At 73.1% G+C, this 15,558-nt stretch carries 14 protein-coding genes; 2 read left to right on the top strand and 12 right to left on the bottom strand.

Translation table 11 applies throughout. From position 1 onward, the window contains the following. Positions 1-44 precede the first annotated feature (44 nt). The 4 genes from AC5L36_RS08915 to AC5L36_RS08900 all read right to left on the bottom strand — a co-directional run bounded on the left by AC5L36_RS08915 (position 45) and on the right by AC5L36_RS08900 (position 5,883). Positions 45-1,466, bottom strand: a complete 1,422-nt coding sequence (locus AC5L36_RS08915) for an FAD-dependent oxidoreductase (protein WP_441217124.1) — start codon at positions 1,464-1,466, stop codon at positions 45-47. After that, a complete protein-coding gene (locus tag AC5L36_RS08910) occupies positions 1,463-3,559 on the bottom strand; it encodes a molybdopterin oxidoreductase family protein (protein WP_441217123.1) in 2,097 nt (698 codons plus the stop codon). Before AC5L36_RS08910 ends, AC5L36_RS08915 begins: the two co-directional genes overlap by 4 nt. Continuing rightward, on the bottom strand, positions 3,556-4,794 hold the full coding sequence (locus AC5L36_RS08905; protein WP_441217122.1) for an MFS transporter: 1,239 nt from the start codon (positions 4,792-4,794) through the stop codon (positions 3,556-3,558). The genes AC5L36_RS08910 and AC5L36_RS08905 overlap by 4 nt, the downstream gene beginning before the upstream one ends. Before the next feature lie 156 nt (positions 4,795-4,950). Further along, positions 4,951-5,883, bottom strand: coding sequence for a hypothetical protein (locus AC5L36_RS08900; protein ID WP_441217121.1), 933 nt, complete (start codon positions 5,881-5,883; stop codon positions 4,951-4,953). Positions 5,884-6,125: 242 nt separating this feature from the next. On the opposite strand from AC5L36_RS08900, the gene AC5L36_RS08895 reads away from it, so the two are divergent. After that, the gene (locus AC5L36_RS08895) at positions 6,126-6,719 is read left to right on the top strand and encodes a type VI secretion system tube protein Hcp (RefSeq protein WP_441217120.1); all 594 of its coding nucleotides are present in this window, start codon (positions 6,126-6,128) and stop codon (positions 6,717-6,719) included. Positions 6,720-6,735: 16 nt separating this feature from the next. Here AC5L36_RS08895 and AC5L36_RS08890 read toward each other — a convergent pair whose 3' ends face one another. The 5 genes from AC5L36_RS08890 to AC5L36_RS08870 form a co-directional block, all read right to left on the bottom strand. Beyond that, positions 6,736-7,224, bottom strand: a complete 489-nt coding sequence (locus AC5L36_RS08890) for a hypothetical protein (RefSeq protein WP_441217119.1) — start codon at positions 7,222-7,224, stop codon at positions 6,736-6,738. Beyond that, positions 7,197-9,221 (bottom strand): S8 family serine peptidase, encoded by a 2,025-nt coding sequence (locus AC5L36_RS08885; RefSeq protein ID WP_441217118.1) that lies wholly within the window; start codon positions 9,219-9,221, stop codon positions 7,197-7,199. Before AC5L36_RS08885 ends, AC5L36_RS08890 begins: the two co-directional genes overlap by 28 nt. Positions 9,222-9,330: 109 nt before the next feature. Then, the gene (locus tag AC5L36_RS08880) at positions 9,331-9,552 is read right to left on the bottom strand and encodes a hypothetical protein (RefSeq protein WP_441217117.1); all 222 of its coding nucleotides are present in this window, start codon (positions 9,550-9,552) and stop codon (positions 9,331-9,333) included. A 130-nt stretch (positions 9,553-9,682) separates the two neighbouring features. Beyond that, positions 9,683-9,829: a hypothetical protein gene (locus AC5L36_RS08875; protein WP_441217169.1), complete on the bottom strand. Its 147-nt coding sequence runs from the start codon at positions 9,827-9,829 to the stop codon at positions 9,683-9,685. After that, positions 9,760-9,984, bottom strand: coding sequence for an RNA polymerase sigma factor (locus AC5L36_RS08870; protein ID WP_441217168.1), 225 nt, complete (start codon positions 9,982-9,984; stop codon positions 9,760-9,762). Before AC5L36_RS08870 ends, AC5L36_RS08875 begins: the two co-directional genes overlap by 70 nt. A 163-nt stretch (positions 9,985-10,147) precedes the next feature. Here AC5L36_RS08870 and AC5L36_RS08865 point away from each other — a divergent pair, with 163 nt between their 5' ends. Next, a complete protein-coding gene (locus AC5L36_RS08865) occupies positions 10,148-10,291 on the top strand; it encodes a hypothetical protein (RefSeq protein ID WP_441217116.1) in 144 nt (47 codons plus the stop codon). 10 nt (positions 10,292-10,301) lie between these two features. Here AC5L36_RS08865 and AC5L36_RS08860 read toward each other — a convergent pair whose 3' ends face one another. From AC5L36_RS08860 to AC5L36_RS08850, 3 genes are all read right to left on the bottom strand, one after another. After that, entirely contained in the window at positions 10,302-10,862 is a 561-nt protein-coding gene (locus AC5L36_RS08860) for a GNAT family N-acetyltransferase (RefSeq protein ID WP_441217115.1), read from the bottom strand. A gap of 590 nt (positions 10,863-11,452) precedes the next feature. Next, positions 11,453-14,524 carry an AfsR/SARP family transcriptional regulator gene (locus AC5L36_RS08855; RefSeq protein ID WP_441217114.1) on the bottom strand — a complete coding sequence of 1,024 codons (3,072 nt, stop codon included), beginning with the start codon at positions 14,522-14,524 and terminating at the stop codon, positions 11,453-11,455. A 438-nt stretch (positions 14,525-14,962) separates the two neighbouring features. Next, on the bottom strand, positions 14,963-15,553 hold the full coding sequence (locus AC5L36_RS08850) for a TIGR03086 family metal-binding protein (RefSeq protein WP_441217113.1): 591 nt from the start codon (positions 15,551-15,553) through the stop codon (positions 14,963-14,965). Between the last annotated feature and the right edge of the window lie 5 nt (positions 15,554-15,558).

The raw sequence follows: 15,558 nt of genomic DNA, 5'->3' as shown, positions 1-15,558 counted from the left end.
GAGCGGTTCGCCGAGGCCGCGTGCGCCCTGGGCACCCCCAGGGCTCACGCGGCCTCGGCGTCCAGCCAGCTCCACAGCTCGGTGAGGGTCCGGGCGCAGCCGCCGCAGCCGGTCGAGGCGCGCGTGGCCGCCCGCACCCCGTCAAGACCCTCCACCCCCAGGCGCCGTGCCGTCACAAGCGCCCCTTTCGTCACGCCCAGGCACCGGCAGATCAGCGCCGCGTCCGGCAGCGCGCCGACCGGCTCCGTCACCTGGTCGGTGTCGCCGCGCAGCAGCAGACCGAGCCGGTCGGCCGGCACCGGCGCGCCGGAGTCGAGCAGCCGCGTCACCGGCCCGGCGGCATCGGGAAGCCCCACCAGCAGGGCGCCGACCAGGCGTTCCGCGCGGATGGCGAGCACGCCGTACCGGCCGCGCCCGGCGTCGGACACGCAGACGGTCTCGACACCCGCGGCGTCGGGCACCTCACCCACCACGGCCACGTCGATGCCGCGGGCCTTGAGCCGGACGACCTGCGGGGTACCCGTGTACCGGGCCTGCGGTGCGGCGCCGGAGATCAGGTCGGCCAGCACCCGCGCCTGCTCCCAGCAGGGCTCCACAAGCCCGTAGCAGCGGCCGCGGTGCTCGGCGCACTCGCCGATGGCGGAAACACCCGGTGCCGAGGTCGCCAGGCGGTCGTCCACCACGACGCCCCGCCGCACCAGCAGGCCACCGGTGCGGGCCAGGTCGACCTCGGGCGCCACGCCGGCGGTCACCACCACACCCGCGCACTCCAGGGACGTGCCGTCGGTGAGCTTGAGGGTGCCGCCGCTGACCGGCCCCGGCGTCCACGACGCGGCACCGACGCCGACCCGGACCTGCACGCCGTACGCGCGTACCGCGTCCGCCAGCACGGCGCCGGCGCCCGGGTCGAGCTGCCGTTCCATGAGGTGACCGGCCGGATGCACCAGCACCACGGTCGCGCCGCGCCCGGCCAGCCCGCGGGCCGCCTCGACGCCCAGCAGGCCGCCGCCGAGCACCGCGACCGGCCCATGGTCGGACAGCCGCGCGATGCCGTCACAGTCGTCGACGGTGCGGAACGTGAGAATGCCCTCGGCGGGTGCGCCATCCACAGTGGACAGGCCGGGCACCGGCGGCAGCAGGGGCCGGGATCCGGTGGCCAGGACCAGGTGGTCGTACCCGAGGCTGGTGCCGTCGGCGAGCCACACCCGGCGGGCGGCGGCGTCGAGCCGGACCGCCGGCATGCCCAGCCGCAGGTCCGCGTCGACGCGGGGCAGCTCGACGGTGTCGGCGGTGGCGGTGCCGGCGAGCACGGCCGAGAGCATCACCCGGTTGTATGCCGGCCGCCGCTCGGCCGCCAGCACGGTCACCGGAGCGTCCACGCCGCGCCGCCGCAGCTCTTCGACGAGGTGGTGGCCGGCCATGCCGTAGCCGACGACCACGACACGCGCGCCGCGCCCGGACCTCATCGGGCCTCCCCGCGCGGGTCGGGCTCCAGGCGGACCGCGGACACCTTGAAGCTCGGCATCCGGGAGACCGGGTCGAGTGTGGGATCGGTGAACAGGTTGGCCCGCTGCTCACCCGGAAAGTGGAACGGCACGAAGACCGTACCGGGCGGCAGATCGGCGTCGATTCGGACGGTGACCGACGCGGTGCCGCGGCGCCCCACGAGCCGCGCCCGGGTGCCGTCGGCGAGCCCCGCGCGGGCCGCCGTGTCCGGGTGCATCGCCACCGAGGCCACCGGCTCGGCCTCCAGCAGAGCCGGTACCCGCCGGGTCTGCGCCCCGGACTGGTAGTGCGCGAGCAGCCGCCCGGTCAGGACCCGCACCGGGAACGCGCCGTCCGGCTGCTCGGCCGCCCCGACGTACCCGGTGGCGGTGAACCTGGCCCGTCCGTCCGGATGGGCGAACCGTTCGGTGAACAGCCGCGGTGTCCCCGGATGGTCAGGGCTCGGGCACGGCCAGTGCAGCGCCGCACCCGCCTCCAACCGCTCCCAGGTGATGCCCCGGTAGTCGGCCGGGCCGCCGGCCGACGCGGCGCGCAGCTCGTCGTAGACCCGGCGGGGCGAGGTGGGAAACCGCCCGGCGGGCTGCCCCAGCCGGATCGCGAGTCCGTGCAGCACGTCGAGGTCGGATCGCACGCCGGGCGGCGGGGCAACCGCCCGGCGGCGGCGCAATACCCGGCCGTCGAGGTTGGTCATCGTGCCGTCCTCCTCCGCCCACTGCGTCACAGGCAGCACCGCGTGTGCGAGGGCGGCCGTCTCCGAGGGCACGAAGTCGGCGACCACCAGCAGGTCGAGCGCGGCCAGCCGGTCGGCCACGTGCCCGGCGTGCGGTGCGGAGACCACCGGGTTGGAGCCGAACACGAGCAGCGCCCGCGGGCCGCCGGGAGTGCCCGCGGCGTCCAGCAGCTCGTACGCCGACCGGCCGGGGCCGGGCAGGGAGTCGGCCGGCACACCCCACACCGCCGCGACGTGCGCGCGGGCCGCCGGGTCGTCGATGCGCCGGTACCCGGGCAGCTGGTCGGCCTTCTGCCCGTGCTCGCGGCCGCCCTGCCCGTTGCCCTGCCCGGTGAGCGTGCCGTACCCGCTGCCCGGCGTACCCGGAAGTCCGAGTGCGAGCGCCAGGTCGATGAAGGCGCCGACCGTCGCCGTGCCGTCGGCGTGCTGCTCCACCCCGCGTCCGGTGAGGACGTACACCCCGCGGCCCGCGCGGCGGGCACCGGCCAGCAGCGCCACCGCCCGGCGCAGCTCGGGGGCGCCGACCCCGCTGACCCGCTCGACCCGCTCCGGCCACCACGCCGCGACAAGGCGGCGCACCCGTTCCACGCCGGTGGTGCGGGCCGCGATGTACTCCTTGTCGCAGCATCCTTCGGCGAGCGCGACGTGCAGCAGGCCGAGCGCCACCGCCAGGTCGGTGCCGGGCTCCGGGCGCAGGTGCAACCCACCCCGGCTGACCGCCCACCGCGCGGTCGCCGAGCGGCGCGGGTCCACCACGATGAGCTGGGCGCCCTCCAGGTGGGCGAGCAGCGGCGGCATGGTGTCCGCCGGGTTGGCGCCGGCCAGCAGGACCACGTCGGCACCGTCCAGATCGGTCACCGGAAACGGCAGCCCGCGATCGACGCCGAACGCGCGCTGCCCGGCCGCCGCGGCCGACGACATGCAGAACCGCCCGTTGTAGTCGATCTGCGAGGTGCCCAGCGCGACCCGCGCGAACTTGCCCAACTGGTACGCCTTCTCGTTGGTCAGCCCGCCGCCGCCGAAGACCGCGACCGCGTCCGGTCCGGCCGCCCGCCGGATGGCGGTGATCCGCGCGGCGACAAGGTCGAGCGCCTCGTCCCAGCCGGCTGGCCGCAGCCGCCCGTCCCGGCGCAGCAACGGCGTGGTCAACCGGTCGGGAGCGGCCAGCACCGATGCCGCGGACCATCCCTTGCCGCACAGCCGCCCGCGGTTGGTCGGAAAGTCCCTGGGCGCCACGCGCACCGCCGGCGACCCGCCGGCGCCCTCCAGCGTGATGCCGCACTGGAGCGCGCAGTACGGGCAGTGCGAGTCCACGGTGGTCACACCCGCCTCCGCCCGAGCACGAACAGGCAGGACACGTAGAGCGCGAGAAAGCCGACGAAAGTGGGCGCGCCGGTGCCCGCGGCGTCCTGGTAGGAAAACCGGAACGCGAGGTTGACCGCCACCCCGCCGAGCGCCCCGACCGCGCCGGCGAAGCCGATCACCGCCGCGGTGTGCCGGTGCGCGCCGAAAACCTCCGGGATCATCTTGTACGTGGAGCCGTTGCCGAACCCGCTGACCACGACCAGCAGCAGAAACCCGGTGAGGAAGGCGACCAGGTAGCCGGCGGCGCTGGCCGCGATCACCAGCACGGTCGCCGACGCCATCACCAGGAAGACCCAGCGGGTCACCCGTGCCCCGCCCCACCGGTCGGCCACGCGCCCGCCGAGCGGCCGGGCCAGCGAGCCCAGCAGCGGACCGACGAACGTGACCGACGCCGCCCGCAGCGGATCCATGCCGAACTCGGCCTGCAAGACAAGCCCGAACGCGAAGCTGTAGCCGATGAACGAGCCGAACGTGCCGACGTACAGCAGCGAGATTGTCCACGTGGCCGGGTTCAGCAGCACCGGGGCACCGGTGGGTGGCCGGTTCATCGGCACGCTGTCCATGAACAGCAGCGCGCCCGCGGCGGCCACCACGATCAGCGGCAGGTAGACCAGCGCCACCGTCGCCGGATGCCCCCGCTCGCCCATCAGCACGAACAGGGCGAGCAGCTGGATCGCGGGGATCCCGAGGTTGCCGCCGGCCGCGGTGAGACCGAGCGCGGCGCCCTTCGACGTCTCCGGGTAGAAGAGGTTGACGTTGGCCATCGACGAGGCGAAACTCCCGCCGCCGAGGCCGGTCAGGGCGGCGAGCAGCAGGAAGACCCACAGCGGCGTCTGCGGCCGGTGCAGGAACACCGCGGTCAGCGCGCAGGGCACCAGCAACGCCGCGGTGCTCGCCGCCGCCCAGAGCCGGCCGCCGTAGCGCGCCAGCCCCACCGGGTACCCCAGCCGCGCCGCGCCGCCGACCAGGGTCGCGACGGTCACCAGCAGAAACTTGTCCGCGCCGGTGAGTGTGAAGCCGTGTCCCGGGGTCATGAACACCACGAGCACCGGCCACAAACCCCACACGGAAAAGCCGATGTGCTCGGTGAGGATGGTGAGGGCGAGGTTGCGCCGTGCGATGCGCCGGCCGGTCCTTTCCCAGAAGACCGGGTCGTCCGGCGCCCAGTCGCGCAGCCACCGGTCCGATCGCACCGCCGGTCGTACTCGTGGCGCTCCCACCGCAGGACGCATCGCTTTCCCTCCGCAGCCCGACGAGAGGGACACTCGCAGCAGCGGAAGACGCACACATCACGTAGTTTCGGGATTCACGATCAGTAACCGTCGTCTGTGGACGGAGAGCCCGCCGGCCTAGTCGGAGTCGTGGCCGGTGACGACCCAGGCGATTTCCTGGTCGGGATCTTCCAGGGCCAGATGCAGGTACCAGCCGGGTTCGTCGGCCTCCCGCCAACCGACGCACCGCAGCCGCTCGACGAGGGCCGTGACCGGCTTCGGGTCGGCGCCGGTGGTGGTGCCGGCCATGGCGGCCAACGCCGTCCACAGCGCGATCCGCCCGATGGCCTGCCCGGTCCAGTACTCGTAGGGTCGTTCGCCGCTGGCCAGATGCACCAGGTGGGGATACGCGTCCGCGAACGGGACCTGCCAGGCCTGGCAGGCGTCCCCGGACGCGGCGACGACCGACGCCGCCTCCCACGCGGTGCCGCGATACGCACTCGCCTCGACCGCCTCGGACAGTGCGTCGAGCACCGGCACCGCGTCGTGGTGTGCCGGTGCGACCTCGCTCGGCGGCAGCGCGACAGGATCGGGCCGCTCACGAGGAAAAGCCCAGATGACGCAGCCCGAGCCACCCCTGCGGTCATATGTGGGTATGTCCCACTCGCCGTCCCAGCGGGCAGACTCCCACGGCTCCAGCTTCAGCGGGGGACCGGGCCGCGGCGACTCCAGATCCGTGACGCCACGCAGATCCTCGCCGTGCAGTACACGAGTGTGGGCGACCAGGTAGCGGGTGCGCGCGTTGGTGAAATGCGGTTCGAGGTCTCGCCACGGACGGTGGGCGACCACCTCCCACAGAGGTCCCGGAAACGCCGTGTCCTCATCGGGAAACAGCTCGGCGGCGGCGACCGCGACGCGGGCCGGTGCTTCCAACGCCACGACGTGGGCCACTTCCCGCCGCTGCCCCAGCGGTGCCCCGTCCACCTTGGCGGCGAAATGGAGCAGCTCCTGCCAGCGCCCGGCATCCGCCAGCCGGTCCAGGTCGTCATAGGAAACCGCCGGCGCGTCCACGCGCCCATTCTGCCAGCGGTACGGTCCCGAGGTGCTTCCCGCCGCCCCGCGACCGCTGTCATCGCGGACGCGGTCCGGTCTATGCGCCGACCAGCCGTGTTCCGGCGATGCTCCGGATGGGTCCGGAAGGCGACAGTCGGGGATGACCGGCTGACAGTGACCCTCCGAGCGCCGGATCGTCGTATGGGATGTGGCCGCCCGCGGTGGGTGGCCGGTGTCTGGAGGGGGATGCGCAGATGGGCATGAGGGGATGGACGGGCGGCCGCGGCGTGCTGGTTTCCGCTGTCGTCGTCGTCGTGGCAGCCGGGGTAGCCGTTGGCGGCGTGCAGGTGGCGAACGCTTCGAGCGCGGCCCTGCCGGCACCCGCGGCCGCGCCGATCGTGGCCGCGTTGGCGGTGCCTGCCCCGGGAGCGGTGCAGGGCGGGATCGTCGTGGATGGCGTCACCGGGGAGGGCACCGCGATCGCCGGCGGCATCGACGTGGTCAAGTTCTCCGACGTGGTCAAGTCGCCGGTCACCGCGGGTGGTGGCGGCGCCGGCAAGCCGCAGGTGGCCGACCTCCAGGTCACCGGGGTGCTGGACGCGGGATACCCGGCGTTGTTCCGCAATGTCACCACCGGCCGTCACATGCGCACGGTGGCGCTGACGCTGTGTACCGACGCCAAGCGGTGTGCGGCCACGGCGTACCTGGGGGTCGACCTCGCCGACGCGGTCCTCACGCACGTGGCGGTCGACGCCGGCGGCGCGGTCCAGTTCTTCTTCGCGTTCCGGCAGATCACCTGGAAGTTCCTGCGTAACGGCACGGTGGTCAGCCAGAGCCAGTTCACCGTGGCGTGACCGGTCGACGCCGGGGTTACGGTGGTGCGAGCTCGACCCGCAGCCTGCTGTCGTCCACCAGGACGACCGCCGCGGCGGGTCCGTTCGACCGCCAGCATTCCGGTATCAGAAACCAGCGCTGGTTGCTGTAGATGAGAAGCCGAAAGCCGGAGTACCGGTAGCGGTAGTCGCCGTCCTTGCCGGGCGCCTGGGTCACGACGACGCAGGCGCCCGACAGCCGCAGATCCTCGGTGCTGTGGATGACCGCCGCCGGCCGCTGCCGCGGGTCCGCCGCCCACGACGCCGCCAGCCGTGCGCCGGTCTGCTGGGCGTAGACGGCGCAGCCCCAGAAACAGCCGAGGGCGACCGCGGCCCCCACCACAGCCCGGCGGAAGGTGGCGCGGTGGGGCGGTGGCGTCCGCGCCCATCGGGCCACCGCCTCCACCGTGAGCGCGGCACCGACCAGGCTCGCGGCGGCCGCGAGTGGACTTTTTGTCGTCAGTACTGGTAGGAGAACCACTCCCATTCGGCGGTTTCCACGCGTTTGGCGATGAGCGGGGAGGCGCCGGCGTTGTCGGCGGAGACGAAGCGGTCGTTGGCGGCGGATCGGAGCGCGATGCCGACGCCCTGGTGGTCGAGGTAGAAGGTCTGCCAGGAGGCGATCGCGGTGCGGCTGGCGATCAGCGGCTGGGCGCCGGCGCCCTCAGCCGTGACGTACCTGCCGTTGGCGTGCGCCCGCAGCGCGATCGTGTCGTTGCCGAGGTCGATCATGTCGAACTTCTCCCAGGTGCCGACCGCCGTGCGGCTGGCGACCAGTGGCTTGGCGCCGGCGCTCTCGGCCGAGACGATCTTGCCGTTCGCGGCGGCCCGCAAGCTGATCACCGACACCGGCGACGCCCAGGCGAACTTCTCCCAGGTGCCGATCGCGGGGCGGCTGGCGATCAGTGGCTTGGTGCCGGCGCTTTCCGCCGAGACGTAATTGCCGTTCGCCTTCGCCTTGAAGCTGATCGTGCCGTCCGCGTTGTCGACGAGCTCGAACCTTTCCCCGTCACCGATCGCGGGGCGGCTGGCGATCAGTGGCTTGGTGCCGGCGCTCTCCGCGGAGACGTAGTTGCCGTTGGACCTGGCCCGAAACGCGATGTACCCGGTGCCGGCGTCGACCAGGTCGAACTGCTCCCAGGTGTTGACGACGCCGGCGCTGGCGATCAACGGCGACGCGCCCCCGCTCGGCGTGGTGACGACCTTGTTGTTGGCCAGCGCGCGCAGGCCGGTGGTCGGCGGAAGGCCGGAACCGATGCGGAGCAGCCGGTCGGTCGACCGCGCGTTGCGCACGGCGCCCCGGGTCGCCGCGCCGACCATCCTGTTGCGCACCTGCTCCGGAGTCCACGCCGGGTTGGCGGAGAGCAGCAGGGCGGCCGCGCCCGCGGCGTGCGGGCTCGCCATCGAGGTGCCGGTGTACCGGTCGACGGCGGTGTCGCTGCCGGGGACGGACGACGCGATCTGGTGGCCGGGCGCGAAGATGTCCACGCAGGAGCCGTAGTTGGTCGACGTGATGCGGAAGTCGGCCTCGTCCGTGGCGCCGACGGTGATCGCCTCGGGCACCCGGGCCGGCGACTGGGTACAGGCCTCGAGGGGGCGACCGGTCAGGTCGCCGTTGCCGGCGGACACGGCGTAGCTGATGCCGGACGCGATCGACGCGCGCACCGCGGCGTCCAGGGCGGCCATTTCGCTCGCCGGCTCTTTGATGCCGAGGCTCATGTTGGCCACCGCGGGCCTGACGGCGTTGGCGGTCACCCAGTCCACGCCGGCGATGATCTCGGAGGTGTATCCGCCACCTTGGCAGTCGATGACCTGCACGGCGACCAGCCGCACGCCCTTGGCGACACCGTAGTCACGGCCGCCGATGGTGCCGGCCACGTGCGTGCCGTGGCCGTCGCAGTCCTCCGGGATGTCGTCGCCGTCCCGGAGGCGCTCGTCGATCTCGACGGCGTCGTATCCGTAGCCGGCGCGGCCACCGAACTGCTGGTGGGCGATGTAGATGCCGGTGTCGAGGACGTACGCGTGCACGTTCGCCGCCGCGGTCGGGTAGGTGAAGGACCTGTCGAACGGCAGCCACTGCTGGTCGACCCGGTCGAGCCCCCACGACGGCGGGTTGGGCTGAGTGTCGTGTTTGGACACTTTGCTGTCCTGCTCGACGTAGTCGACGTCCGGATCGGCCGCCACCTTCCGCGCCTGCGCCTCGGTCATCCGCGCGGCGTAGCCCCGCACCGTCGCGGTGTAGGTGTGGCTCACCGCGCCGCCGTACGCCCTGGTCAGGGCCTTGGCCTCGGTGGCCACGCCCGCGGCGGTGGCCTTCTTGTCCTTGAGAACGACGATGTAGCGGTCCTTGACGGCGCCGACCGCGCCGGCGCCGACGATGTCGGTGGTGGGAGCGGCGGCGAAGGCCGCACCACCACTCGAAACACCTGCCGCCGCCACTAGGACGGCCAAGGCGATGCCGCCAACTCTCTGAAGCTTGGACACTTGTGTCTCCCCCGTGTCGAGACGTATCCACTATGGACCATTCTTGTATACAGCACGAGGTCAACCGAGCCGCGAAACCGATCACGCGGCTGTGCGGGCACGCTTCGGGTCAGGGTGCGCAGGTGACCGTGCCGCCCGGCGCCATCACGCCCGCGCTGAACCCCTCGCCGCGGTAGTCGCGGCTCGGGGACGGCCAGGTGCAGGTGCCGATCCGCACGATTGCCGGTGCGCCCGCCGCGGCCAGCTGGGGTCGGGTGGTGTCGGCGCGGTCGGGCGGCCGCACGTCCCGCGGACCGCCGGCCGCGGCGAGCACCAGCCCCGCCGCCAGCATCAGCGCGCATCCCGCCGCGGCCACCGCCAGCGGCGGTGGCCGCGCCCGCGTGCCAGGACCGTCTCCAATGGACGGGTCATCCGCACGCCGGCGAAAGACTCTCTCAGGGCGTCCAGCACCTGGTTGTCGGTCATTTTCCACCGTCCCGAGCGTCGATGGTGGCCAGCTGCTCGCGTAGCGAGGCGACGGCACGCGACAAGTGCGCCGTCACGGTGCCCGCCGCGATGTCCAGCACGCGGGCCGTGGCCTGGGTGTCGAGGTCGAGGAAGATCCGCAGCGCCACCACGACACGTGCGTGTTGTACGCGGTGCGGACCACCCACGCTTGCGGGGCGGGTGGCGGCTGACCTTGCTCCACGACGCCCCACGCGCGGGCGAACGCCTCCGCGACGAGATCCTCCGCAAGCGTCCGGTCACCGACCGTGGCCAGCACCGCTCGCAGGCACCCGTCCCGGTACGTCGCGTAGAACTCCGCGAAGTCCTCCTGCCGCCCTCCCACGTCCCATAGACGTCTCAGCGCTCCGATCCGCCTACCTCACCGCCGGAAAGGTACGCAGCGTCGCGAGGCCGCCGTGCGTAAACGCACGGAGGTGGCGATGAGGAACCTGGAGCCCGGCCCCGTTCGCCGCGGGCGCACCTGCGGCACCGACCTGCTGCTCGTCGCGTTGGCGCTCGTATCGCTGATTCTGGCCATCGTGGTGGTGCTGTACCTGGCCTCGCGCGCGCCCGGTTACGACTGATCTTCCGACCCTATGGTGCCGTCCCGCGGCGCCACTCGTCGGCGAGCAGGCCGTAGGTGTAGCCGTCCACCCAGCCCAGCTCGGCGTGCCAGGAGTCGCCGACGCCGTGCTGCTCACGACGCATGCCGACCTTCTCCAGGATCCGCACCGAGGGGAGGTTGTCCGCGAAGCAGCCGGCGGTGATCCGTCGAACGCCCAGCCGGTCGAACGCGTGCGCCACCATCGCGGTGACAGCCTCGGTCGCGTAGCCGTGGCCGCCGTACGCCGGGTCGAAGATGTAGCCCAGCAGCGCCTCCGTCCGCGCCGGCATGCCGGGCTGGCCCATGCCGTCGAGGAGCTCCAGCGAGACGGTGCCGATCACCACGCCGTCGAGGGTCACCGCGACGCTGTGGTCGTCGGGATCCTCGGCCGCCTTCCGCCACACCGCCCGGAGGGACACCGGGTCGACCTCGGTGTGCAGCAGCCACCGGTTGACCTCGGGCAGGTTGCGGTACTCCAGGATCCGGTCGATGTCGTCGTCGCGTACCGGACGAAGCTCGAGGCGTTCGGTGCGTAAGGTGGTGATCCTCATGAAGCTGGACGTTAACCTCCGTACGGCGGCTACACATCCGACTTTCGCGGAACCAGGAGCGCGGACGACACGTCGGAGCGGCCATGAAACGACTCCTGCGGGTCCCGGGCCGGGGTACGGCTACGCGCCCCGTCGTGGCGTTTCTTCGAAGCATATTTTTGCCCATGTCCGCGTCAGCTGCGGACCGTATGCTCCCGCGGGCACCGTTCCCGGCCGGCGGCTCGCAGCGCTCGCCGAAACCCCCGGCCGTCCACTGCCAGGTCCGCGAGACAAGCCCCGAAGGCGGTCTTCGCGGACCCTACCTCCGCTATCCAGACGCAGCGTAACCAGCCTCCTAGATCTCGATTCCCGCGCCGCGCACACCGTCGCGACGGTTACTCGCGGCGACGTAACCCCTGTTGCTTTCCCGGATCCCGATCCGGGAACAGACATTGTGGACAAACGTCGACCCCGCCGGCGCGACCGGCGGCGGATGGGTGAGGCCGCGGGAGCAGCGGTCTGGACCACGACGGACATCGCGGTAGCTCAAACCTCTGTCTAAATAGGGGGTCGAGGCCACCCCGGCTCCGAAAGTCTGTAGGCGGCCGGCTTCAGGGGATCTGGTCGAGGATCCGCTGGGCGTGCGCCGCGGCCAGGACGTATCCGGTGGCCTGGTGGATTTCGAGGGCGGCCCGCGCGTGCCGTGCGGCCGCCTCGAGGTCTCCGCGGGCGAGTTCGGCGAACGCGAGGGCGGTCAGCGCGGCGCCGTGCTGCGTGCGGAGCCCGTGCGCCGTCGCGTCGGCGATGGCCTCGCGGGCCCAGGCCGCTCCGGCCTCGGGGTCGCCCAGGCATCGGCTCGTGTGGGCCAGTCCGATGCGGGCCTTGGTCGCGCTGCGCCGCTGGCCGCCGTCGCCCGTCAGGGCCAGCGCGGTCTGGAAGTGCGCGGGGGCGGCCGCGTACTCCCGGCGTACCAGGTGGACGCTGCCCAGCGCGATGTGCGTCTCGGCCACGACGCGTGGCACGTCGAGGTCACGCGACAGGATCACGGCGGCGGTGGCCATCGCCAGCGCCTCGTCGAGACGGCCGGCGTCGCGGTGCACCGAGGCGAGGTTTGCCATCGCCTCGGCCTTGTCGGCGGACGAGCGCAGGTCTTCGAAGCAGGCGAGCGCCTCGCCGAGCCGGGCCGTGGCCTCCTCCAGCCGGCCCTGCGCCCGGTACACCTGGCCGAGGTTGGCGCGGGCCACCGCGCCCGAGTGCGGTGAGTTGATGCGGTCGCACAGCGCGCACGCCCGCAGGCTGGCGTCCTCGGCAGCCGCGTAGTCGCCCATCTCCAGGTAGGCGCCGCCGAGGTTCACCAGGGCGTTCGCCGTCATGAACTCGTGGCCGCCGCCGCGGGTGAGGTCGAGGACCGCGCGGAACATCGCGGAGCCTTCGGGCAGGTGACCGAGCTCCAGGTGCACTACGCCGGCGTTGCTCAGCGCGGCGGCCTCCACAGTGGACAGTCCGGCGGCATTGCTGATGGCGCGGGCCTGCTCCATCTCGTGCAGCGCCTCCTCGTACCGGGCAAGCTGCCAGGACAGGGTGCCGAGGCTGAGGTGCATCACGGCCTGGCCCGGCAGGTCGCCGGCGCGGACCGCCGCGGCGAGTCCGGTGGCGACCGCGGCCCGCCACTGGTCTGTCGTGCTGTGCGAGTGGAAGTAGCCGCGCAGCGCGTCGGCCAGATGCCACGCGTACTCCGGCAGGATTTCCGCGGCGGCGGTGATGCCCGCGGCCAGGTTGAGCCGCTCGGCGTCCAAATAGGACAGTGCGGTGGTCGCGGAGTCGAACGCCACCGGTGCGGTCGGCTCGGGCGCGGGCCGGCCCAGGCGGGCCAGGTCGGGGTAGAGGACGGCGCCGGCCGCGTCCACGGCCCGCACGCAGTGGTCGAACAGGCGCCGCAGCGCGCAGCGCCGTTCGGACTCCGGCTCTTCGGCGGCGGCCAGCTCGGCGGCGTACATCCGCAACAGGTCGTGCGGCTGGTAGCGGCCGGCGCGGTACTGGCCCAGCAGGCTCCGCGCGGTCAGCTGGTCCATCAGGTCTTCGGCGTCGGCCGGTGGCACACCGAGCAGCGCCGCGGCGGCCGCGCTGGTGATGTCGGCCCCCGGCACCAGGCCGAGCATCCGGAACAGCCGCGCCGCCGGTGCCGTCAGCGCCGTGTACGAAAGGGCGAACGTGGCCCGGACGGCGGCTTCCGGATCGCCGGCGACGGCCAGGTAGCGCAGCCGGTCGCCGGCCTTGAGCTGGCTGATGTACCGCGCCACGTCGGCGTGCGGGCGCCGGATCAGGTTCGCGGCGGCCAGTCGCAGTGCCAGTGGCAGGTAGCCGCAGAGCCGGGCGAGCTCGCTCATCAGCTCGGGCGACTCGGCCGCCACGTCGGGGATCAGCTCCGCCAGCAGCGTCCGCGCCTCGTCCGGCGACAGCACGTCGAGCGTGACCGCCCGGACGTCGTGCAGGGCGGCGAGACCGCGCAGGTCGGCGCGGCTGGTCACGAGCAGTACGGGTCCGGCGATGCCAGGCAGCAGCGGCCGGATCTGCGCCGCGTCGGCGGCGTCGTCCAACAGCAGCAGCACCCGGCGGTCCGCCAGCCTGGCCCGCAACAGGGCCGCGCGCGCGTCCGGTTGGGCGGGCAGGTGCGACGGCTCCAGCCCGGACATGTGCAGCAGCTCGGCGAGCACGTCCATCGGGTCGCGGCCACCGCCGCCCGCACCGGCGAGCCGCACGTACCACTGGCCGTCCGGGAAGGCGTCGCGCAGCTGGTGCGCGATCCGCACGGCCAGCGCGGTCTTGCCGACGCCCGGCGGGCCCCAGATCGCCATCATCGGCACCGCGCTGCCGCCGTCGGCGGGCGTCAGCTCGCGCTCCGCACGCGCGATCACATCCGCACGCCCGACGTGCATACGCAGGTCGAGCGGGAGGGTGGAGAGCGTGGTCCACGACGCGGGCGGCGCCACCGGCGACGGCACCGCGGGCTGGGCGAGGTCCGGCACCGGGCTCACCTCGCCGGCCAGTACGGCCTGGTGCAGCTCGCGCAGCCCGTCGCCCGGCTCGATGCCCAGCTCGTGCCGCAGCTTGCGGTCGATGGTCCGAAACGCCTCCAGCGCGTCGGCCCGCCGCCCGCTGCGGTACAGCGCGAGCATCAGCTGCTGCCAGTACCGCTCCCGCAGCGGGTGTTCCGCGGTCAGCCCGCGCAGCTCCGGGATCAGGTCCGCGTGCCGGCCGCGAGCCAGCTCCACCTCGACGCACCGCTCGGTGACCCGCAGCCGCTCCTCGTCCAGCGCCAGCGCGTACGCGTGCAGGGACTGCGACGACACGTCGGCCAGCGCCCGCCCGCGCCAGAGTGAGAGCGCGGCGCGCAGGGACGCGGCCTCGACCGTGGCGTCGGCCTCGAGCGCCGCCTTGTCGGCGCGGTCGAGCAACACCCGGAACTGGTGCATGTCCAGCGCCGCCGGAGGCACGTTGATGGTGTAACCGTCGCCGCTGGTGACGATCACGTCAGGCCGCCCGAACGCGCGGCGCAGCCGGTGGACATAGGTGTGCACCGCCGCACGGGCACCCGGCGGCGGTGCGTCCGCCCAGAGATGGTCGAGCAGCTCGGACACCGGCACCACCTGGTTGCCGCGCAGCAACAGTGCCGCGAGCAGCACGCGATGCTTCTCCGCCGGTAGCGCCAATGCCGCACCGTCGACCACGGCCCGCAACGGGCCCAGAACGCCGAACTCGACTTCCCCCAGTGAAGTTCCCCCGTGAACGAGCGTCGCTACACGCCCAACCGACTAAATCGAGCCTGGGTAACTTTCGCATACCGGCGCAAGGCATGCTCCCCGCCCCGCGCGTCAGCGGCGCGCAAGCGTTATGTCAGCGCCGGGTGGCAACATCGCTGCGATTCGAGAACCCGACGGAAGGACGAGGTGCGGCATGAACGCTTTCACCTACCGCACGTCGAGCTTCCGTACCTGGCCGTCCGCCGCCGGCGCCGACCGGGACGAGACGGTGGTCGCGACCTGAAGCCACGCCGGCACAAGCGTCCCGGGCCACGATGTGGCGGTGGCCCGGGACGCCCGCTTGCCTTGACCGGTTGCCGGTCAGCTGCCCACCGGTGTCCACTGTGGATCGCGACCCAGGTAGCGCAGCAGGGCGGCGGCCGGGTCGTCACCGGCCTCGGCGGGAAGGGCACTGGCGTAGGCGAACCCGCGCAGCGGTTCGACGGTCGCCTGAGCGGCCGGCATCAGCTGCTCGGCCAGGGCGGCGGTCAGCGGCGACGGCTGGCCGGTCGAGACGGCGACGTCCCAGGCGTGGACGGCGGCGTCGAGGGCGCAGGCGGCGGCCGCGAGAGCCGGCGCCAGCGTCGGCACGGGCGGCAGCGGCGTGTTCACCGATTCGCTGGTCGGGTCGACACCGGCCCAGGCGGCGGTGGCCGCCTCGACCGCCTTCGCGACCGCCTCCTCGACGCCGCCGTCGAGGTGGCGCGGCGGGTCGAACGGGTTGTAGGACGGCAGCGAGCCGGATCCGACGATGGACGCCCAGGCGTGCTGGTCGCCGGCGGCGTGGAACAGCACCTGCGCCACCGTCCAGTCCGTGCACGGGGTCGGGTCGTCGAGCCGCCCGGTGGCGGCGGCCCTGGCGGTGACCTGGCGCAAGCTGTCGAGCGCGGTGGTGAGCACCGTAAATGTCACGTCAA

The organism is Phytohabitans sp. LZ39 (assembly GCF_059359075.1).
The sequence above is the reverse complement of the archived record's forward strand: the minus strand, read 5'-3'. Positions and strand labels throughout refer to the sequence as shown.